This is a genomic window from Mycobacterium shimoidei (assembly GCF_900417275.1).
In the GTDB taxonomy this organism is placed as follows: Bacteria; Actinomycetota; Actinomycetes; order Mycobacteriales; family Mycobacteriaceae; genus Mycobacterium; species Mycobacterium shimoidei.
In genome coordinates this window covers 2,284,990-2,310,643 of the sequence record NZ_UEGW01000001.1, presented here as the reverse complement: position 1 = coordinate 2,310,643, position 25,654 = coordinate 2,284,990, and the positions used below count along the sequence as shown (strand labels likewise).

At 66.1% G+C, this 25,654-nt stretch carries 24 protein-coding genes and 1 riboswitch; of the genes, 13 read left to right on the top strand and 11 right to left on the bottom strand.

What is annotated here, in order from left to right; genetic code table 11:
* Nucleotides 1-90: 90 nt before the first annotated feature.
* From MSP7336_RS11385 to MSP7336_RS11375, 3 genes are read left to right on the top strand one after another with little or no spacing between them, the layout of a single operon-like run.
* Nucleotides 91-1,167, top strand: coding sequence for a type III polyketide synthase (locus MSP7336_RS11385; RefSeq protein WP_113963724.1), 1,077 nt, complete (start codon nt 91-93; stop codon nt 1,165-1,167).
* A 2-nt stretch (nt 1,168-1,169) separates the two neighbouring features.
* On the top strand, nt 1,170-1,670 hold the full coding sequence (locus MSP7336_RS11380; protein WP_069396996.1) for an isoprenylcysteine carboxyl methyltransferase family protein: 501 nt from the start codon (nt 1,170-1,172) through the stop codon (nt 1,668-1,670).
* 48 nt (nt 1,671-1,718) lie between these two features.
* Entirely contained in the window at nt 1,719-2,732 is a 1,014-nt protein-coding gene (locus tag MSP7336_RS11375; RefSeq protein ID WP_244917448.1) for an NAD(P)/FAD-dependent oxidoreductase, read from the top strand.
* Nucleotides 2,733-2,844: 112 nt separating this feature from the next.
* On the opposite strand, the gene MSP7336_RS11365 is transcribed toward MSP7336_RS11375, so the two are convergent.
* Together MSP7336_RS11365 and MSP7336_RS11360 are read right to left on the bottom strand one after the other, a co-directional pair.
* Nucleotides 2,845-3,645 (bottom strand): enoyl-CoA hydratase-related protein, encoded by an 801-nt coding sequence (locus tag MSP7336_RS11365; RefSeq protein ID WP_372507669.1) that lies wholly within the window; start codon nt 3,643-3,645, stop codon nt 2,845-2,847.
* Nucleotides 3,636-4,784: a thiolase family protein gene (locus tag MSP7336_RS11360; RefSeq protein WP_069396999.1), complete on the bottom strand. Its 1,149-nt coding sequence runs from the start codon at nt 4,782-4,784 to the stop codon at nt 3,636-3,638. Before MSP7336_RS11360 ends, MSP7336_RS11365 begins: the two co-directional genes overlap by 10 nt.
* A 95-nt stretch (nt 4,785-4,879) precedes the next feature.
* Here MSP7336_RS11360 and MSP7336_RS11355 point away from each other — a divergent pair, with 95 nt between their 5' ends.
* Nucleotides 4,880-5,524 carry an SDR family oxidoreductase gene (locus tag MSP7336_RS11355; protein WP_069397000.1) on the top strand — a complete coding sequence of 215 codons (645 nt, stop codon included), beginning with the start codon at nt 4,880-4,882 and terminating at the stop codon, nt 5,522-5,524.
* Between the two features lie 12 nt (nt 5,525-5,536).
* Nucleotides 5,537-5,779: riboswitch (cobalamin riboswitch) on the top strand.
* A 108-nt stretch (nt 5,780-5,887) separates the two neighbouring features.
* On the top strand, nt 5,888-8,161 hold the full coding sequence (gene metE / locus MSP7336_RS11350; RefSeq protein ID WP_113963722.1) for a 5-methyltetrahydropteroyltriglutamate--homocysteine S-methyltransferase: 2,274 nt from the start codon (nt 5,888-5,890) through the stop codon (nt 8,159-8,161).
* Here metE and MSP7336_RS11345 read toward each other — a convergent pair.
* From MSP7336_RS11345 to MSP7336_RS11330, 4 genes are read right to left on the bottom strand one after another with little or no spacing between them, the layout of a single operon-like run.
* Complete coding sequence (locus MSP7336_RS11345; RefSeq protein WP_069397002.1) at nt 8,158-8,643, bottom strand: hypothetical protein; 486 nt, start codon at nt 8,641-8,643, stop codon at nt 8,158-8,160. The genes metE and MSP7336_RS11345 overlap by 4 nt on opposite strands.
* A gap of 1 nt (nt 8,644) precedes the next feature.
* Nucleotides 8,645-9,001 (bottom strand): VOC family protein, encoded by a 357-nt coding sequence (locus tag MSP7336_RS11340; protein ID WP_113964875.1) that lies wholly within the window; start codon nt 8,999-9,001, stop codon nt 8,645-8,647.
* Between the two features lie 23 nt (nt 9,002-9,024).
* On the bottom strand, nt 9,025-9,837 hold the full coding sequence (locus MSP7336_RS11335; protein WP_113963721.1) for a MerR family transcriptional regulator: 813 nt from the start codon (nt 9,835-9,837) through the stop codon (nt 9,025-9,027).
* 42 nt (nt 9,838-9,879) lie between these two features.
* Nucleotides 9,880-11,625 carry a DUF3556 domain-containing protein gene (locus MSP7336_RS11330; RefSeq protein WP_113963720.1) on the bottom strand — a complete coding sequence of 582 codons (1,746 nt, stop codon included), beginning with the start codon at nt 11,623-11,625 and terminating at the stop codon, nt 9,880-9,882.
* Between the two features lie 92 nt (nt 11,626-11,717).
* Here MSP7336_RS11330 and MSP7336_RS24235 point away from each other — a divergent pair, with 92 nt between their 5' ends.
* Genes MSP7336_RS24235 through MSP7336_RS11305 form a run of 6 tightly spaced genes read left to right on the top strand, consistent with a single transcriptional unit; the run spans nt 11,718 to nt 16,654 of the window.
* Nucleotides 11,718-12,269: a hypothetical protein gene (locus MSP7336_RS24235; RefSeq protein WP_244917447.1), complete on the top strand. Its 552-nt coding sequence runs from the start codon at nt 11,718-11,720 to the stop codon at nt 12,267-12,269.
* Nucleotides 12,196-12,522 (top strand): thiol-disulfide oxidoreductase DCC family protein, encoded by a 327-nt coding sequence (locus MSP7336_RS11325; protein WP_232321073.1) that lies wholly within the window; start codon nt 12,196-12,198, stop codon nt 12,520-12,522. The genes MSP7336_RS24235 and MSP7336_RS11325 overlap by 74 nt, the downstream gene beginning before the upstream one ends.
* A 14-nt stretch (nt 12,523-12,536) precedes the next feature.
* Nucleotides 12,537-14,321: an AMP-dependent synthetase/ligase gene (locus MSP7336_RS11320; protein WP_069397004.1), complete on the top strand. Its 1,785-nt coding sequence runs from the start codon at nt 12,537-12,539 to the stop codon at nt 14,319-14,321.
* A gap of 60 nt (nt 14,322-14,381) precedes the next feature.
* The gene (locus MSP7336_RS11315; RefSeq protein WP_069397005.1) at nt 14,382-15,455 is read left to right on the top strand and encodes an oxygenase MpaB family protein; all 1,074 of its coding nucleotides are present in this window, start codon (nt 14,382-14,384) and stop codon (nt 15,453-15,455) included.
* 24 nt (nt 15,456-15,479) lie between these two features.
* On the top strand, nt 15,480-16,115 hold the full coding sequence (locus tag MSP7336_RS11310) for a TetR/AcrR family transcriptional regulator (RefSeq protein WP_069397006.1): 636 nt from the start codon (nt 15,480-15,482) through the stop codon (nt 16,113-16,115).
* A 20-nt stretch (nt 16,116-16,135) separates the two neighbouring features.
* Nucleotides 16,136-16,654, top strand: a complete 519-nt coding sequence (locus tag MSP7336_RS11305; protein ID WP_232321074.1) for an LGFP repeat-containing protein — start codon at nt 16,136-16,138, stop codon at nt 16,652-16,654.
* Here MSP7336_RS11305 and MSP7336_RS11300 read toward each other — a convergent pair.
* From MSP7336_RS11300 to prpD, 3 genes are read right to left on the bottom strand one after another with little or no spacing between them, the layout of a single operon-like run.
* Complete coding sequence (locus MSP7336_RS11300) at nt 16,572-17,711, bottom strand: bifunctional 2-methylcitrate synthase/citrate synthase (protein ID WP_069397007.1); 1,140 nt, start codon at nt 17,709-17,711, stop codon at nt 16,572-16,574. The genes MSP7336_RS11305 and MSP7336_RS11300 overlap by 83 nt on opposite strands.
* Nucleotides 17,708-18,613, bottom strand: a complete 906-nt coding sequence (gene prpB, locus MSP7336_RS11295; protein WP_113963719.1) for a methylisocitrate lyase — start codon at nt 18,611-18,613, stop codon at nt 17,708-17,710. The genes MSP7336_RS11300 and prpB overlap by 4 nt, the downstream gene beginning before the upstream one ends.
* Nucleotides 18,610-20,115 (bottom strand): 2-methylcitrate dehydratase PrpD, encoded by a 1,506-nt coding sequence (prpD, locus tag MSP7336_RS11290; protein WP_181786701.1) that lies wholly within the window; start codon nt 20,113-20,115, stop codon nt 18,610-18,612. Before prpD ends, prpB begins: the two co-directional genes overlap by 4 nt.
* A gap of 129 nt (nt 20,116-20,244) precedes the next feature.
* On the opposite strand from prpD, the gene MSP7336_RS11285 reads away from it, so the two are divergent.
* Nucleotides 20,245-21,702 (top strand): short-chain fatty acyl-CoA regulator family protein, encoded by a 1,458-nt coding sequence (locus tag MSP7336_RS11285; protein WP_084226527.1) that lies wholly within the window; start codon nt 20,245-20,247, stop codon nt 21,700-21,702.
* Here the strand turns inward: MSP7336_RS11285 and MSP7336_RS11280 are convergent.
* A complete protein-coding gene (locus MSP7336_RS11280) occupies nt 21,643-23,562 on the bottom strand; it encodes a hypothetical protein (protein WP_113963718.1) in 1,920 nt (639 codons plus the stop codon). The genes MSP7336_RS11285 and MSP7336_RS11280 overlap by 60 nt on opposite strands.
* A 116-nt stretch (nt 23,563-23,678) precedes the next feature.
* Between MSP7336_RS11280 and MSP7336_RS11275 the strand changes: the two genes are divergently transcribed.
* On the top strand, nt 23,679-25,049 hold the full coding sequence (locus MSP7336_RS11275) for a flavin monoamine oxidase family protein (protein WP_069397011.1): 1,371 nt from the start codon (nt 23,679-23,681) through the stop codon (nt 25,047-25,049).
* Here the strand turns inward: MSP7336_RS11275 and MSP7336_RS11270 are convergent.
* Nucleotides 25,030-25,539: a DoxX family protein gene (locus MSP7336_RS11270; protein ID WP_069397012.1), complete on the bottom strand. Its 510-nt coding sequence runs from the start codon at nt 25,537-25,539 to the stop codon at nt 25,030-25,032. The genes MSP7336_RS11275 and MSP7336_RS11270 overlap by 20 nt on opposite strands.
* Nucleotides 25,540-25,654: the final 115 nt, after the last annotated feature.

Genomic DNA, 25,654 nt, shown 5'->3' with positions numbered 1-25,654 from the left:
TATTTGACTAGTGTTTAATACCACATTCTGCCTGAGGCTGAACCAACAAACTGTCAACAACGTGACTACTTACATGGATACGATCAGAGCATGCCACCGGTGACTCCGCGGGCTTCGGTACCCGACGCGACGACAAGCCCTTCGCTCGCGTCGGCGAAGGTTGTGTTCCCGCCGCACTACAGCAGCCAGCAGAACATCTCGTCGGCGGTGACCGGGTTCGGTGGGGCCGACTTCGAGCGATTCAGCGCCAGCAGTGGAGTCAAGTTTCGGCACCACTCCGTGCCGCTGGAGCGTTACGGCGAGTTGAGCGGCTTCACCGAGGCCAACGAAATTTTCCTCGACGTCGCGCTGGACCTCGGCGAACAAGCGTTGCTGGCAGCATTCGACGCCGCCAAGGTCAAACCGTCCGAAATCGACATGATCTTTTCCACGACGGTGACCGGCCTCGCGGTTCCGACACTGGAGGCACGACTGGCCACCCGGGTCGGGCTGCGGCCCGACGTCAAGCGCCTGCCGCTGTTCGGGCTGGGCTGTGTCGCCGGTGCTGCCGGGGTCGCCCGGATGTATGACTACTTGCGCGCTTACCCAGACCAGGTCGCGGCGCTGCTGGCGGTCGAGCTGTGCTCGCTGACCATCCAGCGAAGCGACCATTCGGTGGCGAACATGGTGGCCTCGAGCCTGTTCGGCGACGCGGCCGGCGTCGTCGTCGCCAAAGGCGCCAACCGGGAGTCGACAGGACCACGGGTGCTGGCAACCCGCAGCCGGATCTACCCCGACACCGAAGACGTGATGGGCTGGCGGATCGGCACCGAGGGTTTCAAGATCGTCTTGTCGGTCGAAGTCACCACGGTGGCCGAGAAGTTCCTCGGCGAAGACGTCCGCAAATTCCTCGCCGATTACGGGCTGACCACAGACGACATCACGACCTGGGTCTGCCACCCGGGCGGCCCGAAAGTCATCGAATCAATCGAGAACGTCTTGGATTTGCCTGTCAACGCGCTCGATCACACCCGGAATTCGTTGCGGGACAACGGCAATCTGTCGTCGGTGTCGGTTCTCGACGTGCTGCGGGCCAACCTGGCTGATCCACCGCCGCCCGGCTCGTACGGATTGATGGTCGCCATGGGCCCGGCGTTCTGCTCGGAACTCGTGCTACTCGGCTGGTAGCGATGTATTACCTGCTGATCCTGGCGGTCGGCATCGAACGGCTGATTGAGCTGGTCATCTCCAGACGCAACGCCCAGTGGGCATTTGCCCATGGGGGCAGGGAATTCGGGCGTGGTCACTACCCGGTGATGGTTGTCGTGCACGCCGGGTTGCTGATCGGCTGTGTCGCCGAGGTGTGGGCGTTGCACCGGCCGTTCATAGCGTTGCTCGGCTGGCCGATGCTGGCCCTGGCGGCGCTGAGCCAGGCGCTGCGTTGGTGGTGCGTGACGACGTTGGGCCGCCGATGGAACACCTTGGTCATCGTTCTGCCCGAAACGCCGTTGGTGCGACGTGGTCCGTACCGCTGGTTGCACCATCCGAACTACGTCGCGGTGGTGCTCGAGGGTGTGGCGCTGCCATTGGTGCATACCGCATGGCTGACGGCGGCCACCTTCACCGTCGTCAACGCCCTGCTGCTCACCGTGCGGCTCCGGGTGGAAAACCAAGCGCTGGGTTACACGTGAGCGCCCGCGCCAGCGGCCATGCAGAGCCGAGCGATGAGGAGCGGCGCGTTGACCTATGATGCCGACCTGCTGATCGTCGGCGGCGGTCCGGGCGGGCTGGCCACCGCGTTACATGCTCGCCGGCACGGACTTTCGGTGATCGTGGCCGAGCCCCGGCCGGATCCGATCGACAAGGCTTGCGGTGAGGGGTTGATGCCCGGCGGGCTGGCCGAACTGGCATCGCTCGGCGTCGACCCGGCCGGTGTGCCGTTTCAGGGGATCGCGTATCTGAGTGGGCATCACCGCGTCGAGGCGCGGTTTCGCCGGGGTCCGGGCCGCGGGGTGCGGCGCACCACCCTGCACGCAGCGTTGGCTGCACGTGCCAAACAGGAAGACACCGAATGGGTTTCGACGAGAGTTACCGATGTCGCGCAGGACGCGGCCGGCGTGAGCGCAGCCGGTGTGCGCGCGAAGTGGTTGGTGGCGGCCGACGGGCTGCATTCGGCGGTGCGTCGTGCCGTCGGCATCAAGGCGGTGGCCGGTAGACCGCGACGCTACGGCGTACGGTGGCACTTTTCGGTGCCCGTCTGGTCGGAATTCGTCGAGGTGTACTGGTCGCCCTGGGGCGAGGCGTACGTGACGCCGGTGGAGCCGGATCTGGTCGGCGTGGCGATCTTGTCGTCGCACCCGCCCGACCTGGGCTGGTTCCCCGAGTTGGCACACCGCCTGCACGGGGCCGATCGCGGCCGGGCCCGTGGCTGCGGGCCGCTGCGGCAAGTGGTCTCCCGGCGGGTCGCCGGACGGGTGCTACTGGTCGGCGACGCTGCGGGATACGAAGATGCGCTGACCGGCGAGGGCATCAGCCTGGCGGTCAAGCAGGCCGGCGCGGCGGTGAGCGCAATTGTGCAGGACGATCCGCTGTCCTACCAGAAGCAGTGGCACCGCATCACCCGCGACTACCGCCTGCTGACCCGCACGCTGGTGCTGAGCACCACGCTGCGGCCGGCCCGCCACGCCATCGTGCCGGCGGCCAGCGCCCTTCCCGGGGTGTTCCGCGGGGCAGTGAACATGCTGGCGCGGTGATCAGCGGCGACCCGCTGCGCCCGGCTTCGCCGCGCTTGCGATCGCCGCGGTGATTAACGGCGACCCGCTGCGCCCGGCTTCGCCGCGCTTGCGATCGCCGCGGTGAGCTGACTCAGCGCGCCTTCCAGACCGGCGGACGCTTCTCGGCGAAGGCCAGCGGGCCTTCTTTGGCGTCTTCGGATCGCAGCAACGTGCCGAACTCCCGGGTGGTGCGCGCCCACGCCGCCTCTTCGTCGGGGATGATGCCGTCGTCGGCGCCGTAGGCGATTCGCTTGCTGGCCTGGACCGACAGGGGTGCGTTCACCGTGACGCGCTGCGCCAGCGCCAGCGCGGCGTCCAGCACGGTGCCGTCGGGAACGACCTGGTTGATCAGACCCCACTTGAGCGCATCGGCCGCGCTGATCGGCTCGCCGGTGTACAGCATTTCGAGCCCCACCTTGCGTGGCAGCTGCTGGACGATCCGGAACACCCCGCCAGCGCCCGCGATCAGCCCGACCTTCACTTCCGGCAGCCCGAACTGCGCCCGCTCCTCGGCTACCACCAGGTCGCTGGCCAACGCCAGCTCGGTACCACCGCCCAGCGCGGTCCCGTTGACCGCGGCAATCGTGGGCTTGTCGATGAAGTGGCGCACGTAGCCGGCGAATCCCCACTCCGCGTGGTCGGGATGGTAAATGTTCTCCCGACGCGAGATTGCCTTGAGATCGGCTCCGGCGCAAAAGGATTTGTCGCCGGCACCGGTGATCACCACCGCCCTCACGTCGGCGTCGTGCTGCGCTTGTTCAAGCGCGTCGCCGACGGCGATGCTGACGGCACCGTTGACGCAGTTGCGCGCCTCCGGCCGGTTGATGGTGATGATCAAGACGTTGCCGCGGCGCTCGGTGAGCGCCGCGGCTTCGGTCTGTGTCACAGCAATTCCAGGATGGTGGCGTTGGCCTGGCCGCCACCCTCGCACATGGTCTGCAGCCCGTAGCGAATTCCCTTGTCGCGCATGTGGTAGAGCATCGTCGTCATGATCCGGGCACCCGACCCGCCGAGCGGGTGGCCGAGCGCGATCGCGCCGCCGTTGGGGTTGAGCTTCTTCTCGTCGGCGCCGATGTCCTTCAGCCAGGCCAGCGGCACCGGCGCGAACGCCTCGTTGACTTCGAACACCCCGATGTCCTCGAGCTTCAAACCGGAGCGCTTGAGCGCCTTCTGGGTGGCCGGGATCGGTGCGGTGAGCATGATCACCGGGTTGGCGCCGGCGAGCGTCGCGGTGTGCACCCTGGCAATCGGGTTGAGTTTCAACGACTTCGCCTTCTCCGCCGACATGAACAGCAGCGCGGCCGAGCCGTCGGAGATCTGGCTGGAGTTGCCCGCGTGGATGACGCCGTCTTCCTTGAACGCCGGCTTCAACTGAGCCATCTTTTCCATCGTCGTGCCGCGCCGGATGCCCTCGTCCTTGAGCACCACGTTGCCGTCCTGATCTTTGATGCCCACGATCTGGTCGTCGAACGCACCGGAATCCTGTGCCGCCGCGGCTTTTTCATGGGAGCCCAGCGAGAACTCGTCGAGTGCGGTGCGGTCGAATCCCCACTGCTCGGCGATCATCTCCGCGCCGATGCCCTGGTTGGGGATCGCGCCGTCGTAGCGGTCCAAGAACGCCTGCGAGTAGGGCCGTCCGCCGTTGGCCAGCGACGCCCCCATCGGGGTCCGCGACATCGACTCCACACCGCCGGCGACGACGACGTCGTAGTGACCGGCGATCACACCGGCCGCGGCGAAGTGCACCGACTGCTGGCTAGACCCGCACTGGCGGTCGACGGTGACACCGGGCACGGTCTCGGGCCAGCCGGCGGTCAGCAGCGCGGTGCGGGCGATGTCGAGCGCCTGCTCGCCGGCCTGCATGACGCATCCCCAGATCACGTCCTCGACCAGCCCGGGGTCGATGCCGGCCCGCTCCACCAGCCCGTTGAGTACCTGCGCGGACAGGTCCGCGGGGTGCACCCCGGACAGGGCACCGTTGCGTTTCCCGACCGGTGACCGGACTGCCTCGACGATGACGGCTTCAGCCATGAGTTCTCCTTACGAAAGAGGTTGTGCCTCGATTGTTGACCAACCCGTTAGTCGACTCGCGGCGGGGGGCTGAAACCGCGGGTAGCGTCGCAACCATGGCGCGCATCGTCATTGTCGGCGGCCACGGCAAGGTGGCGCTACACCTGGCCCGGATCCTGACCGAACGGGGCGACGAGGTGACATCGGTGTTCCGCAACCCCGACCACACCGACGACGTGGGGGCGAGCGGTGCTCGTGCGGTCCGCGCCGATATCGAGCAGCTGGACACCGATGCGCTGGCCGGTCTGTTGGCCGGCCAGGATGCCGTGGTGTTCTCCGCCGGCGCCGGCGGCGGTAACCCGGCCCGCACCTATGCCGTCGACCGCGACGCCGCCATGCGTGTCATCGACGCGGCCGGCCGGGCGGGCGCGCGCCGGTTCGTGATGGTGTCTTACTTCGGCGCCGGACCGGACCACGGTGTGTCGCAAGACAATCCGTTTTTCCCGTACGCACAGGCCAAGGCCGCCGCCGATGCCCACCTGCGGGCCAGCGACCTGGACTGGACGATTCTCGGGCCGGGCCGTCTCACGCTGGAGCCGGCCAGCGGGCGCATCGCCGTCGGGGCGGCGGGCGGGGAGGTTTCCCGGGAAGACGTCGCATTGGTCGCGGCTGCGGCGCTGGCCGACGGGTCGACGATTGGTCGGACGATCGACTTCAACGCCGGCGGGGTGCCGATCGCCGAGGCGCTGGCGGGCCGCTGACCGCGGAAAGGTAATCTTTGCTGCACAGCTGGTCTGCCGGCACGCGTGTCGGCATCGAGCAAGACAGGTCATTGGTGTCTTGCGAGAGGGAACTCCGGTGAGAATCCGGGACTGTCCCGCAGCGGTATGCAGGAACGACCGCCGTCATCAGCACTGGTCCAAGCACGAACCGGGACTGGGAAGCGACGGCCAGTAGGAGCACCACCGCGGTGCGCGCCTGCGAGTCCGAAGACCTGCCGGCTGGGCCGGACGCGCCGCGTCCGGCGGGCTCATCGCCTCGTGGAATGGGCGTCCGGCCGCAACGGTTGTATGTGCCGTGCGTCCAACTGGCGATGACCCTCACGTCGAGTGAAGGACATACACGTGATCGCTAGACCCTTTACCGCCACCATCACCGGCTCTCCGCGCATCGGCCCCCGCCGCGAGCTCAAACGCGCGACGGAAGGTTATTGGGCCGGACGAACCAGCCGCGCTGAGTTGGAGTCCGTCGCCGCACAGCTGCGTCGCGATACCTGGGCGCAACTGGCCGAGGCCGGGCTGGACTCGGTGCCGGTGAACACGTTCTCCTACTACGACCAGATGCTCGACACCGCGGTACTGCTCGGCGCGCTGCCGGCCCGGGTCGAGTCGGTGTCCGACGAGTTGGACCGCTACTTCGCGGCGGCTCGCGGCACCGACGAGATAGCGCCGCTGGAGATGACCAAGTGGTTTGACACCAACTACCACTACATCGTGCCGGAAATCGGGCCGGACACCACGTTCACCCTGAACGCGGGTAAGGTGCTTGCCGAGCTCAAAGAAGCGCTATCGCAAGGGATTCCGGCTCGTCCGGTGATCATCGGGCCGATCACATTCCTGCTGCTGAGTAAGGCCGTCGACGGCGCCGGCGCACCGATCGAGCGGGTCGACGAGCTGGTCCCGCTCTACGCCGAGCTGCTCGGGCAGCTCGCCGCGGGCGGTGCCGGCTGGGTGCAGCTCGACGAGCCGGTACTGGTCACCGACATCCACGCCGACGCGCCCGCGCTGGCCGAGAAGGTGTACACGGCGCTGGGATCACTCGACAACCGGCCGGCGATCCACGTGGCCACCTACTTCGGCGATCCGGGCGCTGCACTGCCCGCACTGGCCCGCACCCCCGTCGAGGCGATCGGCGTAGACCTGGTGCGCGGCTCGGACTCCTCGATCGCGTCGGTGCCCGAACTCGCCGACAAGGTGCTGGTGGCCGGAATCGTCAACGGGCGCAACGTCTGGCGCACCGACCTGGAGGCGGCGCTGGGCCGACTCGCCAGCCTGCTCGGGTCGGTCAAAGCGCTCGCCGTCTCGACCTCGTGCTCAACGCTGCATGTGCCGTACTCGCTGGAGCCCGAAACCGACATGGACGCCGCGCTGCGCAGCTGGCTGGCCTTCGGGGCCGAGAAGGTGCACGAAGTGGCCGTGCTGGCACGTGCGCTGCGCGACGGCCGCGACGCGGTGGCCGATGAGATCGCCGCGTCCAATGCGGCGCTGGAATCACGCCGTTCGGATCCGCGACTGCACAACAACCAGGTGCGCGCCCGCATCGAGTCGATCGCCAAGTCGGGCGGCACCGAGCGCGGCCCGGCCGCTCAGCGCCGCGAGGCCCAGAACGCGCGCCTGCACCTGCCTCCGCTGCCGACCACCACGATCGGCTCGTATCCGCAGACCTCGGCGATCCGCAAGGCGCGCGCGGCGCTGCGTTCCGGCGAAATCGACCGCGAGGAATACGAGAAGCGGATGAAGCGCGAGATCGCCGAGGTCATCAAGCTGCAGGAGGATCTCGGCCTCGACGTGCTGGTGCACGGCGAACCGGAGCGCAACGACATGGTGCAGTACTTCGCCGAGCAACTCGACGGGTTCTTCGCCACCCAAAACGGCTGGGTACAGTCCTACGGCAGCCGCTGTGTGCGCCCGCCGATCCTCTACGGCGACGTCGCCCGCACCCACCCGATGACGGTCGAGTGGATCACCTATGCGCAGTCGCTGACCGACAAGCCCGTCAAGGGCATGCTCACCGGTCCGGTGACGATCCTGGCTTGGTCGTTCGTGCGCGACGACCAGCCGCTGGCCGACACCGCCAATCAGGTTGCGCTGGCCATCCGCGACGAAACGGTCGACCTTCAGTCGGCCGGCATCGGGATCATCCAGGTCGACGAGCCCGCGCTGCGCGAACTCTTGCCGCTCCGCGACGCCGACAAGCAGGAGTACCTGCGGTGGGCGGTGGGCGCGTTCCGGCTGGCGACATCGGGGGTCTCGGATTCCACCCAGATCCACACCCACCTGTGCTACTCGGAGTTCGGCGAGGTGATCGGGGCCATTGCGGACTTGGACGCCGACGTCACCTCGATCGAAGCCGCCCGCTCGCACATGGAAGTGCTCGACGACCTGAACTCGGTCGGCTTCGCCAACAGCGTGGGGCCCGGCGTCTACGACATCCACTCCCCGCGGGTGCCGAGCACCGACGAGATCATCAAGTCGTTGCGTGCGGCGCTGAAAGCCGTGCCGGCTGAGCGACTCTGGGTCAACCCGGACTGCGGTCTGAAGACCCGCAACCCCGACGAGGTGCGCGCGTCGCTGAAGAACCTGGTTGCCGCTGCCAGGGAGCTGCGAGCGTCGGCCTAGTGTCCCGACACTCGACGGGCCCGGTACTCCTGGCGTAGTTGCCAGTCCCGTCCGTCACGGCTGCGTTCATCGCACCAGCGAAACGAGTCCGCGGCGACGTCACGGAAGCTCCACCGAATGTCGGTGCCGTCGGGCAGCGTGCCGTCCTGCACGATGCCGGCGGCATCGGCGCGGCCCAGCTGGGTGAGCCGGACTCCTAACTGCGGTTCGGTCCACTGGATGTGCCAGGCGTCGATGGCCGGGTCATACACCCGCAGCGTGGTCCCGTGGAACATGTTTTCGGCGTGCCAGACGTCTTGGATGGCCCGGCCGTCGAGCACCCAGTCCGCGACCATCCAGCCGGTGACGCGGCGCGCGCCGTCATCGCCATAGGCCGTGACATCCACGTCCCAGCACCCGACCAGCCATCCGTAAAGCGCCATTGCGTCGGCCCGGTCGGCGGGCGGGCCAGTACTGATCAGCGCCTGCACAAGCGTTGACATGTCAGGCCGCCACGATGTCGAACTCGTTGCCCTCGGGATCAGCCAGCGTGCTCCAGCGGTAGCTGTCGTCGGCTCGGTCAGCGAGCCGGGTCGCGCCGAGTTCCACGGCGCGGTCGACGGCGGCAGCCAGGTCGTCCGCGACGAGGTCGACGTGAACCCGATTTTTGACCTGTTTGTCCTCGGGCACCCGCACGAACGCCAGGTGCGGAGGAGACCCGCGGTCGGCCGACATGCCGATTGACGCGAAATCGGCGGTCGCGCCGTCGTCAAGCGGACTATGCAGCAGCTCGGACCAGAAGCGGCCGAGTGCGGCGGCGTCGGCGCAGTCGAAAGTCACTGTGTACAGCGTGACGTCCATCGATAACTCCTCGGGTGCGATGGTCAGGATCTGGTGCGGAAAATCGGCCAGCACACCTCGGTGCGGTGCGCCGCCTCGTTGTCGGTGTCGAACTCGGACACCAAGTAGTACTCCCGGATGGGACCGTCGACGCCCAGTTCCCGTTCGGCAACATGGGTCCCCAACGCTGCATAGGTCCGGTCGATTTCGTCAAACGAGCCGCGGTGCAGCGCGACCGCCAGTTCGGCGGCGGGCACGTCGAGCGGCTGCACTCGGCCGCGGCGGGCGGGCGATCGACGAACCGGCCGGAATGCCACGACTTCGCCGCGCCCGGCCTCGAAGAACTCTGCCGAGTACAGGGCCCCGCGAACCCCGGCGGCCGCGGCGTTGTTGACCGCAGAGTCGAGCTCAGCGAATGCGTCCGACCACCAGTTTCCGACGTCGGTCATCGCGACGTGATCGATAACCGCCACTACCGGCGTCGCGGGCACCGATCGATAGCCGATTTCCTGTGTGCCTCGGGGTTTTTCGAGCAGTGCCTGTAGCGAGGCGACGCTGGCCTGGGTCTGCGCCAGCCGATCGTGCAGCCGTTGCAGATGAGCCAGAATGGCGCGGTTGCGGTCGGTGACCCGCTCGGCGTGGACTACCTCGGCGAGCTCCTCCAGCGGCATGCCCAGGTCCCGCAGCCTGCGGATGACCTGGGCGATCGGCACCTGATCCGTGCTGTAGTAGCGGTATCCAGAAGACGGGTCGACCTGGACCGGTGCCAGCAGGCCGCGTTCGTGATATAGCCGCAACGCCTTGACGGTGAGATAGGTCATTCGGGAGAAGTCCCCGATGGACAGCAGTGTCGGCACAGCGTCGAGTGTGGAATCTCCCCCGGGGGCAGAGTCAATACATCACTCAAGCGGGGCGGTCACGTCGGCGTCAACGTGCACCGGAACGTCGTCGTCCCACGGCTGCCGGGTGACCATGTCCGCGACACACACATAGCCGCGCTCGAATTCGCCGGTAGCGGCGTCGACGAGCCGATACCGCTGGGTTTGGCGGTGGATCGGCTGCGCGTCGAGCATCACGATGCGCACCTCGCCTGGTTCGAACCGGCACCGCTTGTGCAACGCTGCGACCAATTGCTCGTTGCTGAAGTGCCCGTCGCCGAAATTCCAGCCGACGGCGGTGCTGCACAGCCGCTCGCCGTCGGTGAGGACGTAGTCGTCCTCGTTCTCGCCGGCCATCGCGCGGTGCGCCAAGGTGAACAGGGCACGACCGTGAGTGTTGAAGGCGCGGAACGCATATCCCATATACATCGGGATCTGGGCGGCCTCCTTGCTGCCGTAGAACCGCTCCAGCTGTGCAGCGGGCATGCTGGCGATCGCCACGATGCCGGTACTGATCTTCGCGTCGGCGGACGGCTTGATGCACCACAGCGTGGTGTCCCAATTGCCTGCGTAGTAACGCATGGCCGGCAGGAAAGACACCTTGCGGGGGAACAGGTTTCCGAGCACGACGGTCCCCGCGACGACGGCGAAAAGCAGGAGCGGCAGCGGTGTGGTCAGATCCCCCAGCCCGACCGAGGCATGGCCGACGAACAGCGACAGCACCGAGAACATCATGAAGACGTTCCACTCCAGCGGCACCCCCATCGGGATCGCCGACAGGATGCCGAAGTGGAAGCACAGCATGACGAACGCGGCGATCGCGGTGGGCCAGCCGCCGTGGCTGAAGAACAGCACCAGCGGAACCAAACCCTCGATCGCCGTGGACAAATGCGCGAGCCACCGCGACAGCCGACCCGGGCGCAGGTCGTCGGGGAAGCGTTCGAAGAACTTCTGTTTGATGATTTTCGGCCGAAACACCGGATTGTTGCTCATCATCGTCGAGATGACGAACGGAAAGTGCTTGTTGAGTTTCGATACTGCCGCGCCCAACCAGATGACCAGGAACACCAGTTTGGCGCCCAGGATCATGTCCACGCCGTAGCCGGCGAATAGGAAGGCCACGGTGAGCGAGGCGTACACCTCGCCGCGGGCGGCCAAGAAGATCACCTTGTCCCGCAGGCCCAGCACCGCGAGCACGCCAAGCACCGCCCAGATCTGCCAGGCCGGCAGCACCCCCACCGTCGTGCCGAGTGCGGGTATCGGCCCGGTCCCGTCGGAAAAGAGCGCGATCCCCAGCAGCACCAGCAGCGCGCCGTACAGCAGCGCGTCGACGGCGGTGCGCTCGTCTCCTTTGGTCAGCGGTATCCGACCCGGCCACGGCGGCAGGCGGATGGTGCCGGGACGCAGCCAGTACAGGATCGAGCCCATGGGCGGGAAGAACCGATTGTTGAGCGGCCCGAAGCCGCAACCCAGGCCGACCACTTCGAACAGCATGGTGTAGAGCACCATCTTCTCGAACACGATCGGCTCGGCGTACCAGTGCGCGACATTGGTGAAACCGGTTATGCCGTTGGTGCTCAGCGCGATCAGCCACCCCGTCAAGATGTAGAGGCCGACCTTGACGACATAAAACAGATGCAGCAGTACCGGGGTGCCGAAACCGACCTCGGCCCAGTGCCGGGCCATCGGGATGATCTTCTCAGCGCGGGTGCCCTTGCTCCATTCCTCGAAGTCGATCTGTGGGGTGTCCTGTTTGAGAAATCCCATGGCGCCTAAGACTAGAACGTGTTCTAGGCGGACGGGGCCCGGTTCTTGACTACTACTTGCTGTAGTAGTAAAACTGGTCGCGGGTGGTGATCATGATGATCGAACAGATCGAGCAACGCCAGAGCGATTCGATTTGGTTCCTACCTTGGGCCGCAATGGCATTCGCAATCGGCTATACGGTGCACGGCCTGGACCATCTGCGCCGCGGCATGTCGGCTTCGCCCCCGTTCATCATGGGCGCCGGCATGGTGCAGGGGTTGGTCGTCGTGACGGCAATCGCGCTGGTGGCGATGAATCACCGCCGTGCGCCGCAGGCGGCGATCGTGGTCGGCTTCGGCAGCGCGCTGGGTTTCACGTACGCGCACTTGTTGCCGACCTTCCTGCCCGGTTATCAGGACAGCTACATCTCGCCGCCACACATCAACGTAACCTGGTTCTCGTGGCTGAGCGCCCTCACCGAGATCGGCACGGGCGTTATCTTCGGAGTCGTCGGGATCGCCCGCCTGCGGGAGGTGAACAATGCCAGGGACTCTGTTCTTCGACGGCGCGTGCGGAATATGCACCAGGGCGGTGGATTCGATCCTGAAACTCGATCGGACCGCAGCGCTGCGGACCGAACCGCTGCAGGGCCCGGGAGTCGCTGAGCGACTGGGTGTTTCACCGTCACACCTGCTCGACTCTGCGCGTTGGTTGGATGAATCCGGCGCGGTGTACGACGGCGCGGAGGCCATGAACGCCGCCATATCGGCCGCGATCGGCACCAAAGTGCCGTTGATCCTGTACCGCCTCCGTGGTGTCCGGTTCGTCGAAGACACGATTTACCGGTGGGTGGTCGATCATCGCTACCGGTTTCGCGGCACGACGCCGTACTGTGAGTCGCATCCCGCGGCTTGCTGACCGGGATTGCGCGAATGAGCAACGCGACCACGAGCCGACCGGCCACGCTGTGTGAAGCCTTCCAGGCCACAGCCGACAAGCACCCGGACGCCGTGGCGCTGCGGACACTCGGCGACACGGTGACCATCACCTGGCGCCAATACCGCGATCGGGTGCGGGCGATCGCGACAGGGCTGGCCGGGCTGGGCATCGGTGCGGGCGGCACTGTTGCGCTGATGATGACCAACCGGCCGGAATTCCATCTGTGCGACACCGCGGTCCTGCACGCCGGGGCCACGCCGTTTTCGGTGTACAACACCAATCCGCCCGAGCTGCTGGCGTATCAGTTCGACAACGCCGACAACCGAGTGGTGATCTGCGAGCGCCGGTTTTTGCCGCAGGTTCTCGCCGCGACACGGCAGGGTGGCAAGGTCGAGCATGTCGTGTGTGTCGACGGGTCGGCGGACGGCGTTATCACGCTCGAGCAACTCGAGAAATCACCGGCCTTTGACTTCGACTTCGAAAAGTCCTGGCAACTGGTCAAACCCGACGACGTACTGACCATCGTCTACACCTCGGGGACCACCGGGCCACCCAAGGGCGTAGAGCTGACACACACCAACTTCATCGAAAACGCCCGGATCACCGAAGAACTCGGCGGAATCACCCACGACGATCGCAGCGTTTCGTACCTGCCCGACGCGCACGCCGCCAACCGCTGGATCACCCACTACCAGAACCTGCTCTACGGTCTGCAGATCACCACCGTCGACGACCCTAAGAACATCCTCCCGGCATTGACCGAGGTCCGGCCGACAATCTTCCTCGGCGTTCCGCGGGTATGGATCAAAGCGAAAGCCGGGCTGGAAGGCGCCGTCGCCGCCGAATCGCCCGTCAAGCGGGCACTTGCCACCTGGGCATTTCGGGCAGGCGTGAATCGGGCTCGCGCCGCTTCAGCGCAACGCGCCCTCGGCCTCGCCGCGACGTTGCGCCACAGCGTCGCCGACCGGCTGGTGCTGTCGAAGGTGCGGGCACAGCTCGGCATGGACCAGTTGCGTCTCGGCGTCACCGGCGCGGCCCCGATCCCACCGGAGGTCCACGAGTTCATCCTCGGTTTGGGCATCCCGGTGTGCGAGGCGTACGGCATGACCGAATGCACCGCGGGGGCAACCCTGAACCGGCCCGACGCGATCAAGATCGGCACGGTGGGGACACCCGTGCCCGGAACAGAGGTCGCCGTCGCGCCCGACGGGGAGATCCTGGTGCGCGGCAAAAACGTCATGCGCGGTTACCGCAAGGCACCCGAGAAGACAGCGGCGGCAATTGATTCGGACGGCTGGCTGCATACCGGCGACATCGGCGAGATCGACGACGACGGCTACCTCAAGGTCATCGACCGCAAGAAGGAACTCATCATCAACTCTGCCGGCAAGAACATGTCCCCGACCAACATCGAAAACACCATCGCGGCCCACTGCCCGCTGGCCGGGCCTGTCGCAGTCATCGGTGACGCCCGCCCCTACAACACCGCGCTGATCACGCTCGATCCCGACGCACTCACGAATTACGCGACAGCGCATAACCTTTCCGGCTCGATCACTGAACTAATGACCGACCCGGCAGTGCGTGCGGAGATCGACGCCGGCATCGCCGCCGCCAACGACAAATTGTCGCGGGTCGAGCAGATCAAGCGATACACCCTGTTACCCGACATCTGGGAGCCGGGCAGCCAGTACCTCACGCCCACGGCCAAGCTCAAACGAAAGCCGATCGCCGCCGGGTACGCCGCCCAGATCGAGGCGATGTACCAGTCGACTTGACGTGCCGGTGCCCCGCGGGCAGAATACTACACAGTGTAGGAAATTGTGGAAGGGGACCGCGTGAGCACGCTGCGTGAATGGCTGTCGCTGCCCGACGTCGAGCCGGCCGAGGATTACGGGTTCTTCGGTCCCGACTCGGTGACTTGGAAGGTGTGGAGCTACCCCACCTCGCTGTCGATCGGGTTTCAGCGCGCGGTCGTCATCGAGGAGCTCGACCCGGCGCTGGTGGCGTCGGTCGACAAGACTCATCAGATCTACGACCGGCCGCGCACGCGCTACGACCGGACGCTGCGCTACTTCGCGATGGTGGCCTTCGGTGACAGCCGATCGACCGCTGAAGCCGCCGATGTGCTGGTCAAGGTGCACTCCAAAGCCATCGGCACCGACGACGTCACCGGCAAGCCCTACGACGCCAACGACCCGGCATCGCAGCTGTGGATCCACCTGACCGCCTGGCATTCCATCCTGGTCGCCTACGAGAAGTACGGTCCCGGCAAGCTCTCCGCCGAACAAGAGGCGCAGTACTGGGCGGAGTGTGCCCGCGCCGCCGAGCTGCAGACCTGCTCGCCCGCCGACGTCCCGCGCACCCGCGAGGGCATCCGGGGATATTTCGAGCAGATGCGCCCGCAGCTGATCGGCTCGGATATCGCCCGCCAGGCCATGCGCCATCTGCTGCAGGCCGAGGTGATGCTGCCGCCGATGCCGCCGCTGCTGCGCCCGTTCACGCAGATCATCACCGGCTTCCTGCGCCGGGGCACGCTGGCGACGATGCCGCGCTGGATGCGGGAGATGGCCGGCCTGTCCACTTCCCGGGCACTGGACGCGCTGGTGGTGCTGCCGCTGCGCGCGGGGTTCACCGTGATCAGCCGCAGCACCCGCTTGCAGCTGATGTTGCTGCGGCTGCTCTCCCCGACCACGCTGCCCATCGGCGCGAGGGTGCTGCGGGCCATCCCGCCGGTCAATCCGGTCACCACCACGCCACGCGAGGCCCAGGCGCGCTACGGCTACGCCAACCCCGCGCAGGCCCATCTCGAGTTCCGCGAAAAGCAGCGGACCAGGGTGTTCGGCGAAGGCCGTGCACCCAGTGACGAGGGCATTGTGGAGTCCGAGCGAATTCTCGGCAGGGTGGGCTGACCGCTGGGCAATACGCTGGTCGTCATGACCCCGTCGAAAACCGAGACGACCACTCGCGTCCGGGCCGAGCATTTGGGTCCCGAGCGGCGCCGGCCCCAGGTGCTCGACACCGCGCTGGAGATCGCCGCCGAGCAGGGCGTGGCCAATGTGACGATGGCCGCGGTCGCCGAGCGGATGGAGGTCACCCGACCGGTCGTCTACGCCTGCTATGCGGGACGCGGCGAGCTGCTTTCGGCGCTGCTCGAGCGCGAGCGATCCTGGGCGCTGTCCAACATGCTCGCGATGCTTCCCCCGCAGCGGACCGGCTCGATCCAGCAGATGTTCGTCGACGGGTTTTCCACACTGCTGTCCAGCGTGCGCGAGCGCCCTGCGTCGTGGCGGATCATCGTGGCGGCCGACCCGGATCCCGCCCTCACCGCCGACATTGCGCGGGGCCGCGCACAGATCGCCGAGCGGGTCAGCACGGTGATGCGCCCGCTGATGGAACGATGGCAGGTTCGCGATATCGACCGCGCCCTGCCGGTGCTCACCGAGGTGTTCCTGACGATCTGCGAAACAGCCGTGCGCATGATGCTCGACGCTCAACAGAATTGGGCGCCCGACGACCTCGCTGACATTGTCGGCCGTGCAGCCTACCGAGCCCTGCGGGCCACCACCTGACCGGAAAGAAGTAAACCACAGTGTATTTCACCCTTCGTCGTCTCGGCCTGGTAGCGGCGAGCGTCGCCGTCAGCCTGGTCACCGGCTGCTCGGGCGACACCGGTACCGCACCGATCACCAGTGCCACCGAGACCACCGCGCGGATTGCCACCGCGGCGGGCATGGTGATGGTGCAAGGTGAAATCCTGGCGAAATACCGGTCCGTCGGCGGCACTGACGGCCCGCTGGGCTTGCCCATCGGCGACGAACAACCGGCCGCGAACGGCGGCCGGTGCACGATCTTTCAGAACGGCGCAATCTACTGGTCACCGCAGACCGGTGCGCACATCGTCCGCGGCCCGATCCGTCAGGCTTGGGAACACGAATATGGTGGCGCCGGTGGGCCGTTGGGCTACCCGATCGCCGACGAACAAACCATTCCCGGTGGTTGGCGGTCAGAGTTCCAACACGGCGTCATCACCTACACCGGTGATCAAGCACACGTCGAGATCCCAGCGCGCGCTGCGGATGGCCCGAGTACTCAGACAGGGGCCGGATGAGCGCATTGGATGCGGTCTGCTCCATGACGTGCGCCGTCCACCCGGTGATGCGACTCATCACGAACAGCGGTGTGAAACAAGGGATGTCGAAGCCCATCAGGTAGTAGGCCGGGCCGGTCGGGAAATCCAGGTTCGGTTTGATCCCGGTCGCTGCGAACATCTCAGTTTCCAGCACCTGGTAGATGTCCAACCAGCGCCGCCCGTCGCAGGCGGCCGCAACCTCGGCCAGCGCGGCTTTCATGGTCGGCACCCGCGAGTCGCCGTTCTTGTAGACGCGATGCCCGAAGCCCATGATCTTCTCCTTGCGAGACAGCTTGGCGTGCAACCACGCCGACGCCCTGGCTGGATCTGCGATCTCGATCATGTCGCGCATGACGGCCTCGTTGGCGCCCCCGTGCAGCCGACCTTTCAACGCGCCGATCGCGGCGGTGACGGCGCTGTAGATGTCGGACTGCGTCGAGGTCACCACCCGGGCGGCGAAGGTGGAGGCATTGAAACCGTGCTCGGCGTACAGAATCATCGACTGCTCGAACGCCGAAACCATTGTGGTTTTCAAGGGTTCGGGGACCTCACCGAAGCACATTCGCAGGAAGTTCTCCGCGTAACCGAGCTGACTGTGCGGCGCAATCGGTTCCAGGCCACGCCGACGGCGCATGTCGGCGGCAATGATCGTCGGCAACACCGCGAGCATTCGCAGCGCTTTGGCGTGATTCGCCGATTCGGCGCTGTCGTCCTCGTCGGGATCCTCCGCGCCCAGGTAACTGATCGCGGTGCGTACCACGTCCATCGGATGGCAGTTGTCGGGCAGCTTGGCCAACAGTGACAGCATTGAGCGGTTCAGCCGGCGGTTGGCGCGTTCCCGCTGACAGAACAGCCCCAGCTGGCCGTCGGTAGGGAGCTCGCCGTGCCACAGCAGATAGGCGACCTGCTCGAAGCTGCAGTGCGCGGCCAGGTCCTGGACCGGATAACCGCGGTAGGTCAGCGAGTTGGTTTCGGGCACAACCTTGGAGATCGCGGTGGTGTCGACCACCACGCCGGCTAACCCTTTGTGAATCATTGGTTGCCTCCGCTCGCGAGGTCGTTGTCGAAATCGGTGTAATCGGCGTAGCGCAGCAACTCATAGAGCCGGCTGCGCGACTGCATGCGGTCCAGTAGCCCGGATTGCGTTCCGGCCTCGTCGATCTCACGCAGGCCACCCTCGACGGCGAACATCGCCAGCCGCAGTGTGGTCACCGGATAGATGACGGCGTTGTAGCCGATGTCGGCAAGCTGTCGGACAGTGAGCAGCGGCGACTTCCCGAACTCGGTCATGTTGGCCAGCAGCGGGATGTCGACGGCTCCTCGAAACCGTTCGAAATCTGCTGGGCCGGTGAGCGCCTCGGTGAAGATCAGGTCGGCGCCGGCATCGGCGTAGGCGCGGGCCCGGTCGATCGCGTCAGACAGGCCCTCGATCCCAGCGGCGTCGGTGCGCGCGCAGACGACGAAGTTGGGATCGCGGCGCGCGGCCACCGCCGCGCGTAGCCGCTTGACCATCTCGGCGGTCGAGACGACCGCCTTGCCGTCGAGATGCCCACAGCGCTTGGGGTTGACCTGGTCTTCGAGATGACATCCGGCCACTCCGGCGTCCTCCAGCATCGTCACGGTTCGCGCGGCGTTCACCGGCTCACCGAATCCGGTGTCGGCGTCGACCAGCGTGGGCAGCTCGGTGACCGCGGCGATCTGCGCGCCGCGCGAGCTGACCTCCGTGAGCGTGGTCAGCCCGATGTCGGGTAATCCCAGGTCGGCCGAGAGTGCGGCACCGGAAACATAGACGCCCTCGAAACCGATCTCCGCGACAAGCTTGGCCACCAGCGGCGAGAACGCCCCTGGGAAACGTTGCAGCCGACCGGAATTCAGCCCAGACCGAAAGGCCGCGCGTTTGTCGGCGGGACTGGCGTGCGCCGTCGGCAATCCCGTCACCGGAAGATCCCGGACGGTATCGTCGGCGCCTTGTCCAGCGCCTCGGAGCGCACCCGTACGTTCAGCGCGCCCAGGTCGCCACCCTTCAGGTCGCTGACGCGCTGCACCGCGTCGAGAAAGCGACGTCGCTCGGCGGCGTCTACCACACTCTCGGCCAGGCCGTTGAACTTGGCCACATACTGCTCGCGCCCAAACGGCCGCGCACCCAATGGATGTGCATCGGCCACGGCAAGCTCATCGGTGATCACCTCGCCGCTTTTCAGCGTCACCTCCGCGCGCGCGCCGAACGCCTTCTCGGCCGGATCAATCGAGTGATACCGCCGGGTCCACTCCGGATCTTCGACGGTGGAGACCTTTTGCCATAACTCGACGGTGTCGGGCCGGTGCGCGCGCTCGGGAGCATACGAGTGTTCGTGGTGCCAGGTGCCATCCTGCAGCGCGACCGCGAAAATGTAAGGCAGCGAGTGATCCAGCGTTTCACGAGATGCGTCGGGGTCGAATTTCTGCGGGTCCCCGGAGCCGGTGCCGATCACCACATGGGTGTGGTGGCTGGTGTGCAACACGATCGACGCGACCTGATCGAGATCGCCGATGCGCTCACGCAGCCGGCGGGCCAAGTCGATCGGAGCCTGGCTCTGGTACTCCGCGGAATGTTCTTTGGTGTAGCTGTCAAGGATGGCGCGCTTGGGCTCGCCGGGGGCGGGCAACGGTACCTGATAGACGTGTTCAGGTCCCGCCAGCAGCCAGGCGATGACACCGTCCTCGCCCTCCCAGATCGGCGCGGGCGAATTCTCGCCGCGCATCGCCCGGTCGACGGCCTCGATGGCCACCTTGGCGGCGTGTGCCGGCGCGAACGCCTTCCAGCTCGAGATCGAGCCCTTGCGGGACTGGCGGGTGGCCGTGGTCAGGTGCAGCGCCTGCCCGATAGCCTGGTAGATGGTGTCGACGTCCAGGCGCAGCATGGTGCCCAGCCCGGCAGCCACCGAGGGGCCCAGATGCGCGACGTGGTCGATCTTGTGTTCGTGCAGGCAGATTCCACGGGCCAAGTCGATCTGGATCTCGTAGGCGGTGGCCACCCCGCGGATCAGATCGGACCCGCGCGCGCCAAGCTGTTGGGCGACCGCCACCAGCGGCGGGATGTTGTCGCCGGGATGGGAGTACTCGGCGGCCAGAAACGTGTCGTGGAAGTCGAGTTCGCGGACGGCGACCCCGTTGGCCCACGCCGCCCACTCCGCGGAATACGACCCGTCCACACCGAAGACGGTGGCGCCGGGCCGAGCTCGATGAGCGAGGGCCTGATGACGCGCGGTGGCGACCGGCCGGCGCAGCACCGCGGCGGCACTGACCGCGGCGTTGTCGATCATCCGGTTGATCACCATCGCCTCGGTTTCGGCAGGCACCGGCACCGGATCGACCGCTACCTGTGCGATCTTGTAGGCCAGCTGCTCGGTGCGCGGGAGCTGGTCGGCGCTGCGGTGGGTCCGGACCGAGTGGATCAACATAATTCGCACACTATGCAACTGAATGGACCAGCGAAAGTCCCTGTATCTGCGTAATTTTGTGTCCTTCAGCGATGCATATTGCGAATATTGTGAAAGCTGACGGTAGTAGCATCGGCACCCGTGGCGAAGATGTTCTCCGGAGCGCGGCTGCGGCGGCTGCGCGAAGAGCGCGGGCTCACCCAGGTTGCCTTGGCCCGGGCGCTGGATCTGTCGACGAGCTATGTCAACCAACTCGAGAACGACCAGCGGCCCATCACCGTGCCGGTGCTGCTTGCGCTCACCGAGCGGTTCGATCTGCCGCCGCACTACTTCTCGTCCGATTCCGACGCCCGGTTGGTCGCCGATCTGTCCGACGTCTTCACGGCCACCGGTGCCGACGAGGTCAGCCACGCCCAGATCGAAAAACTGGTAGCCCGAATGCCCGAGGTCGGCCGGAGCCTGGTCGCCGTGCATCGCCGGCTGGCCGACGCCACCGAGGAGTTGGAGGGCTACCGCTCGCATGCGATCACCGAAACGGCGTCGCCGACGGAGCACCCGATGCCGTTCGAGGAAGTCCGCGATTTCTTCTACGACCGCAACAATTACATCGGCGAACTCGACGTCGCGGCCGAGCAGATGTTCATCGAGAACAAGATGACGATCGGCGGGCTGGATATCCAACTGGCCGAGCTGATGCGGGATAGGTTCGGCGTCACCGTCGTCGTGGACAGTCAACTCGGCGAACACGCCAAGCGCCGCTACGATCCCGATACCCGTGTGCTGCGGATCGCGCACTGGCTGCAGCCCGGCCAGCGCGCCTTCCAGATCGCCACCCAGCTCGCGCTGGTCAGCCAACCCGACCTGTTGTCGGCGATCGTCGCCACTGACGATCAGCTCAGCCCGGAATCGGCCGGCGTCGCCCGAGTCGGACTGGCCAACTATTTCGCCGGTGCATTTCTGTTGCCATACGAAGAGTTTCACCGTGCCGCAAACGAATTGCGCTTCGACATCGATTTACTTGCCCGCCGGTTCGAGGTCGGCTTCGAGACGGTGTGCCACCGACTCTCCACCCTGCAGCGCCCGCAGCTGCGCGGGGTGCCCTTCATCTTCGTCAGGACCGACAAAGCCGGAAACATCTCAAAACGGCAGTCCGCCACCGCATTTCATTTCAGCCGGGTCGGCGGCAGCTGCCCACTGTGGGTGGTGCACGATGCGTTCGCGCAGCCGGGACGCATCATCACCCAAGTTGCGCAGATGCCCGACGGGCGTTCGTATTTCTGGATCGCCAAGACCACCACGCCGGAAGGGGCGGGTTATCTGGGACAGCACAAGAGTTTCGCGATCGGTTTGGGATGCGATTTGGTACATGCCGACAAACTGGTGTACTCGACCGGGATCGCCCTCGACGACCCGGCCACCGCGGTACCCATCGGCGCCGGATGCAAGATCTGCAACCGGCCGGCCTGCCCGCAGCGGGCCTTCCCCTATCTGGGCGCACGCGTCGTCGTCGACGAGAACACCGGCAGCACTTTGCCGTATTCGGCTGGGTCAGAACAACATTGGGAAGTCGGTCAGAAGCTCGCTCGAGGTCAACTGAATCAGCTCTGACATGTTCTCCCACTCCCACGTGGCCACCTGACCCAGTTCGGTCGGGAAGTCGTCGTTGGCTGCCAGGACCGCGGTGGCAAAATCGTCACGGGCATTGAGCAGCCCGGCGATGATGCCGGTGTTCGGGTCGGTCACCACGTCGTTGAAAAGCGTGTCGAGCTGTCCGGGCAGCAACAGCGACAGGATGGTCTCGCCGACCGCGAACTGGACGGGCAAGTTGATGTCGCTGGCCAGCAGCGGCAGATTGTTGATGATCGCTGACAAGCTGCCGACCGGGTTGGTGAAGATGTCATGTGTGACGCTGCCCCAATCCGGGGTGAGCGCCGGAGTGAACCGCAGCGCCAGCGGCGTGAATGGCTCGCTGCCGAACACGTCCTCGAAATTGTCCCGACCCATCAGGCCTTGCAGCCCGTGCAGTATCAACTCCTGTGTCACCCAGTCGGGTTGGGCGTTCATCCTGGACACGTCCAGGGCGTAGTCGTAGGAGAACACCCGTTGTGACATGTCCGCGGCGAATTCCGCGGGGCTGACGGTCGGTGTGTCGGCGGGCAGGTAGTTGGCCACCTCGTCCACCGGCACCACCTGGGTGCTCACCTGCAGGCCCGTCGGGTCCGTGCCGTCGGGGATGTTCTCGAATCGGGCGAAAATCTCGCCGCGGGTCAGGCCGGTGGTGTCCAGCCAATTCGCCACACCCGGGTTGGTGTCGCTGACCACGTAGTAGGTGTAGCCGTCGGAGGCGTGGTAGGCCGTGGTGTTGTTGAGGGTGGTCTGCGCCAAGACGTAGGGCAGCGCCGCACCGAACACGTTCATCAGTTCGATCCCGCTGTAGCCGGAGTCCACGTCCGGCACTTTCACGATCAGCGCCTCGCCGGCGTCCAAGTCGAAATTCCCGGCGGAGACGTCCGCGCTCGGCAGGCCGGTGGCGAACAACTCCGTTTCCGGGGTCAGCAGGCTCATGGTGTTGGCCGGAAGCCCGATCCCGGCGATCTCGGCCAACCCCATGTTCTGTTGGTTGAACGGTCCGACGATATTGGCGAACGCGGTGAACAACGTGGTCAACAAGGAGTCGACCGAGGTGATCGGCGGAGTCTCCACCGGCGCGTCGGACTCGTCGGCGCTGGGAAACAATCCGGTGTCGGGTATGGAGAAAAACGCCGGGCAGTCGGCAACACAGCGGATGCTGACGCTGCCGGGGCCCAGCGCCCAGTTGCCGAGCATGTCGCGAATCAGCAGGGAAGCAGCGCCATTGGCGGTGGCGTCGGTGTCATCGAGGAAGTTGACTGCGCCCGCCGGGTCGTCCGGGCCGATGAAGACGGTGTACGTGCCGTCGGAATTGACCACCAGATTGTGATCGAGCTCCAGAACGCTCTTGTTCACCGCGCTCGAACCGGTGATCAGCTCGGTGGCGATAGCCAACCCTTCGGTGCCTCCGCCAATGGTGCCGGTGAGCTCATACGTGGCGCCGGGCGCAAGGCCGGCGGTCGCGTGGTAGTAGATGTCGGGGGTGAAAAACTGGAAGTACTGGCGGGGATTTGCGGCATCCCCGGCCACCGCCTCGGGCGATTGGAAGAACACCCCGCCGAAAAGCTCGGTGACTCGGGAGAGCCCGGCCGACAGCAGTTCGTAGTTGGTGTTCTGCAGGCTTGTGAGCAGCGTGGCGTTGCTCTCGGGGGTGGCAAACGGTAACGCGGAGTCGTAGGCCACCGCCTGGTCCATGACGCTCAGCAGGTGGTCGAGCGCCGGCTGATACGAACTCGATCCGTCGTCTGCCGTGGCCGGGGCCGCTGCGACGGTCATCGCCAGCGCACCGGCCAGCGCAGTGGTGGCAATACCGGCCGCTTGCAGCACGCGCCTGGTCATACGTTGCCTTCCGGACGGTTGTGACGGATAGTCGTCACATCGGGCCGCCAAATTAAGCTGATTCTCAGGAAGGGTACACCGCGCTCTCAGCCAGCAAGTGCGTATAGGGATCACCCATGCCAGACGTTGACTTCTGTGTCGTAGGGGCGGGATTTGCGGGATTGACCGCCGCGCTGCGGTTGCAGCAGGCGGGCCGTTCGGTGGTCCTCATGGAAGCCCGCGACCGTGTCGGCGGGCGCACCTACACCGAAAACTTGCCGGACGGATCCTGGATCGATCGCGGCGCCGCCTGGATCGGACCGGGTCAGGACCGAATCTATGGGCTGCTCAACGAATTCGACGTGCCGACCTACAAGCAGTACGTCGACGGCGAGTCGATGATGATCATCGACGGCAAACAACACCGCTATGCCGGCACCATCCCATGGACGATCAGCCCGTGGGCGACCACCAACCTCGGGGTCGGCTTGCTCAAAGTCCGGCAGATGTGCCGGTCGATTCCGCTGGAGGCGCCCTGGACGGCGCGCAAGGCCGTCGAATGGGATCAGATCAGTTTGGCGGCGTGGATCGACCAGAACCTGTGGTCCCAGCAGGCACGCGACATGCTCGACATGGCTTTGGCGGGGCCGTATACGTCGGCGGCGTCCGAGGTGTCGTTGCTGTGGGTGCTTTACCAGATGGCCTCGGGCGGTGGACCGGACTTCGTGGTGTCGAACAAGGACGGTTCGCAGGATGCCCGTCCGGTAGGCGGGATGGGTGCGATCTACCGTCCGATGGCCGCGGAGCTCGGCGATGCGCTGCAGCTGTCGCAGCCGGTGCGGCGAATCGCGCACGACGACGATGCCGTCACGGTCTGCTCCGATGAACTGCGGGTGCGGGCCCGCCGGGTGATCGTCGCCGTTCCATTGGCGATCGCAAGCCAGATCAGCTACGAGCCGATGCTGCCGGTGGATCGTTCGTTTTTGCAGCAGCGCATGCCGGGCGGCGCAATCGTCAAGATCTCGGTTGTCTACGACGAACCGTTTTGGCGTGCCGACGGCCTTTCCGGCCAGTCCGCCGCGCCGGGCTCGTTGGCCACCTTGACCATTGATGCCTGCACCGATACCGGCGCGCCCGGAGTGCTGTGCGTGATCACCGAAGGCCCGACCGCACGACGGCTGGGACAACTCGAGGAATCCGCGCGCAAAGCGGCCGTCGTCGGCGAACTCGTCGACCGGTTCGGCGAACGCGCCGGCTCACCGGTGAGCTACCACGAGCAGAACTGGGCTCTTGAGCGCTATTCGGGCGGCGGCATGATCAGCCACGCGCCCACCGGGGTATTGACACAATTCGGCCCCGCCCTTCGCCAACCCTGCGGTCGCATCCACTGGGCCGGCACCGAGAGCTCGGCTGTCATGTGCGGCTGGGTCGACGGCGCCGTTCGGTCCGGCGAGCGGGCCGCGGCCGAAGTGCTGGCGTGCGAGACCGCTAGTTCTGCGCCTGCTTGACCGGCTTGCGGTAGAAGAGCAGCAACTGGCCGATGCCGCCGCCCAGACCCAGCAACACCGCGATCAGCAGGCCTTTCCACCCGTAGTAGTTCCAGCCGAAGATCAGCTGATCCAGGCTGTACTGACCGGGGCCGATGGTGGCCACCACGACGGCGCTCACAGCGAGCACCATGCAGTACTCCCAGCCCTCGTTGATGATGAAGAATCCGTTCGGCCGGTGCACGGTCCAGATGGCGACGAACATGAGCGCGACGAAGCCGGCGGCGGTGACCGGGGTGAGCAGGCCGGCGGCCAGCCCCAGGCCGGCGCTCATTTCCGTGCTGGCCGCGACCACGGCCTGGAACGTGCCGGCCTTCATGCCGATGCTGGAAAACCAGCGCGCGGTGCCCGGAATGCGTCCGCCGCCGAAGAATTTGTTGTATCCGTGCGCGGCCAGGGTCAGGCCGAGCACCACCCGCAAGATCAGTAAACCGACGTCGTAGGCAGTCATATCCGCAAACCTAGCAAGTGTGAGCTCGGCGCAGGTGGCCTCCGGGTTCCTGGCGAGGGCGCCGCTGACGGGGTTTGCCGGAAGGTAACCTCGGGGCGTGTCACGACGCGCCCCC

What these genes read in the sequence shown, in the direction of transcription:
- MSP7336_RS11385 (WP_113963724.1), top strand. Translation starts at nt 91, where the DNA reads ATGCCACCGGTGACTCCGCGGGCTTCGGTACCCGACGCGACGACAAGC.
- MSP7336_RS11380 (WP_069396996.1), top strand. Translation starts at nt 1,170, where the DNA reads ATGTATTACCTGCTGATCCTGGCGGTCGGCATCGAACGGCTGATTGAG.
- MSP7336_RS11360 (WP_069396999.1), bottom strand. Translation starts at nt 4,784, where the DNA reads ATGGCTGAAGCCGTCATCGTCGAGGCAGTCCGGTCACCGGTCGGGAAA.
- MSP7336_RS11355 (WP_069397000.1), top strand. Translation starts at nt 4,880, where the DNA reads ATGGCGCGCATCGTCATTGTCGGCGGCCACGGCAAGGTGGCGCTACAC.
- MSP7336_RS11345 (WP_069397002.1), bottom strand. Translation starts at nt 8,643, where the DNA reads ATGTCAACGCTTGTGCAGGCGCTGATCAGTACTGGCCCGCCCGCCGAC.
- MSP7336_RS11340 (WP_113964875.1), bottom strand. Translation starts at nt 9,001, where the DNA reads ATGGACGTCACGCTGTACACAGTGACTTTCGACTGCGCCGACGCCGCC.
- MSP7336_RS11330 (WP_113963720.1), bottom strand. Translation starts at nt 11,625, where the DNA reads ATGGGATTTCTCAAACAGGACACCCCACAGATCGACTTCGAGGAATGG.
- MSP7336_RS24235 (WP_244917447.1), top strand. Translation starts at nt 11,718, where the DNA reads ATGATGATCGAACAGATCGAGCAACGCCAGAGCGATTCGATTTGGTTC.
- MSP7336_RS11320 (WP_069397004.1), top strand. Translation starts at nt 12,537, where the DNA reads ATGAGCAACGCGACCACGAGCCGACCGGCCACGCTGTGTGAAGCCTTC.
- MSP7336_RS11310 (WP_069397006.1), top strand. Translation starts at nt 15,480, where the DNA reads ATGACCCCGTCGAAAACCGAGACGACCACTCGCGTCCGGGCCGAGCAT.
- MSP7336_RS11300 (WP_069397007.1), bottom strand. Translation starts at nt 17,711, where the DNA reads ATGATTCACAAAGGGTTAGCCGGCGTGGTGGTCGACACCACCGCGATC.
- prpD (WP_181786701.1), bottom strand. Translation starts at nt 20,115, where the DNA reads ATGTTGATCCACTCGGTCCGGACCCACCGCAGCGCCGACCAGCTCCCG.
- MSP7336_RS11285 (WP_084226527.1), top strand. Translation starts at nt 20,245, where the DNA reads ATGTTCTCCGGAGCGCGGCTGCGGCGGCTGCGCGAAGAGCGCGGGCTC.
- MSP7336_RS11280 (WP_113963718.1), bottom strand. Translation starts at nt 23,562, where the DNA reads ATGACCAGGCGCGTGCTGCAAGCGGCCGGTATTGCCACCACTGCGCTG.
- MSP7336_RS11275 (WP_069397011.1), top strand. Translation starts at nt 23,679, where the DNA reads ATGCCAGACGTTGACTTCTGTGTCGTAGGGGCGGGATTTGCGGGATTG.
- MSP7336_RS11270 (WP_069397012.1), bottom strand. Translation starts at nt 25,539, where the DNA reads ATGACTGCCTACGACGTCGGTTTACTGATCTTGCGGGTGGTGCTCGGC.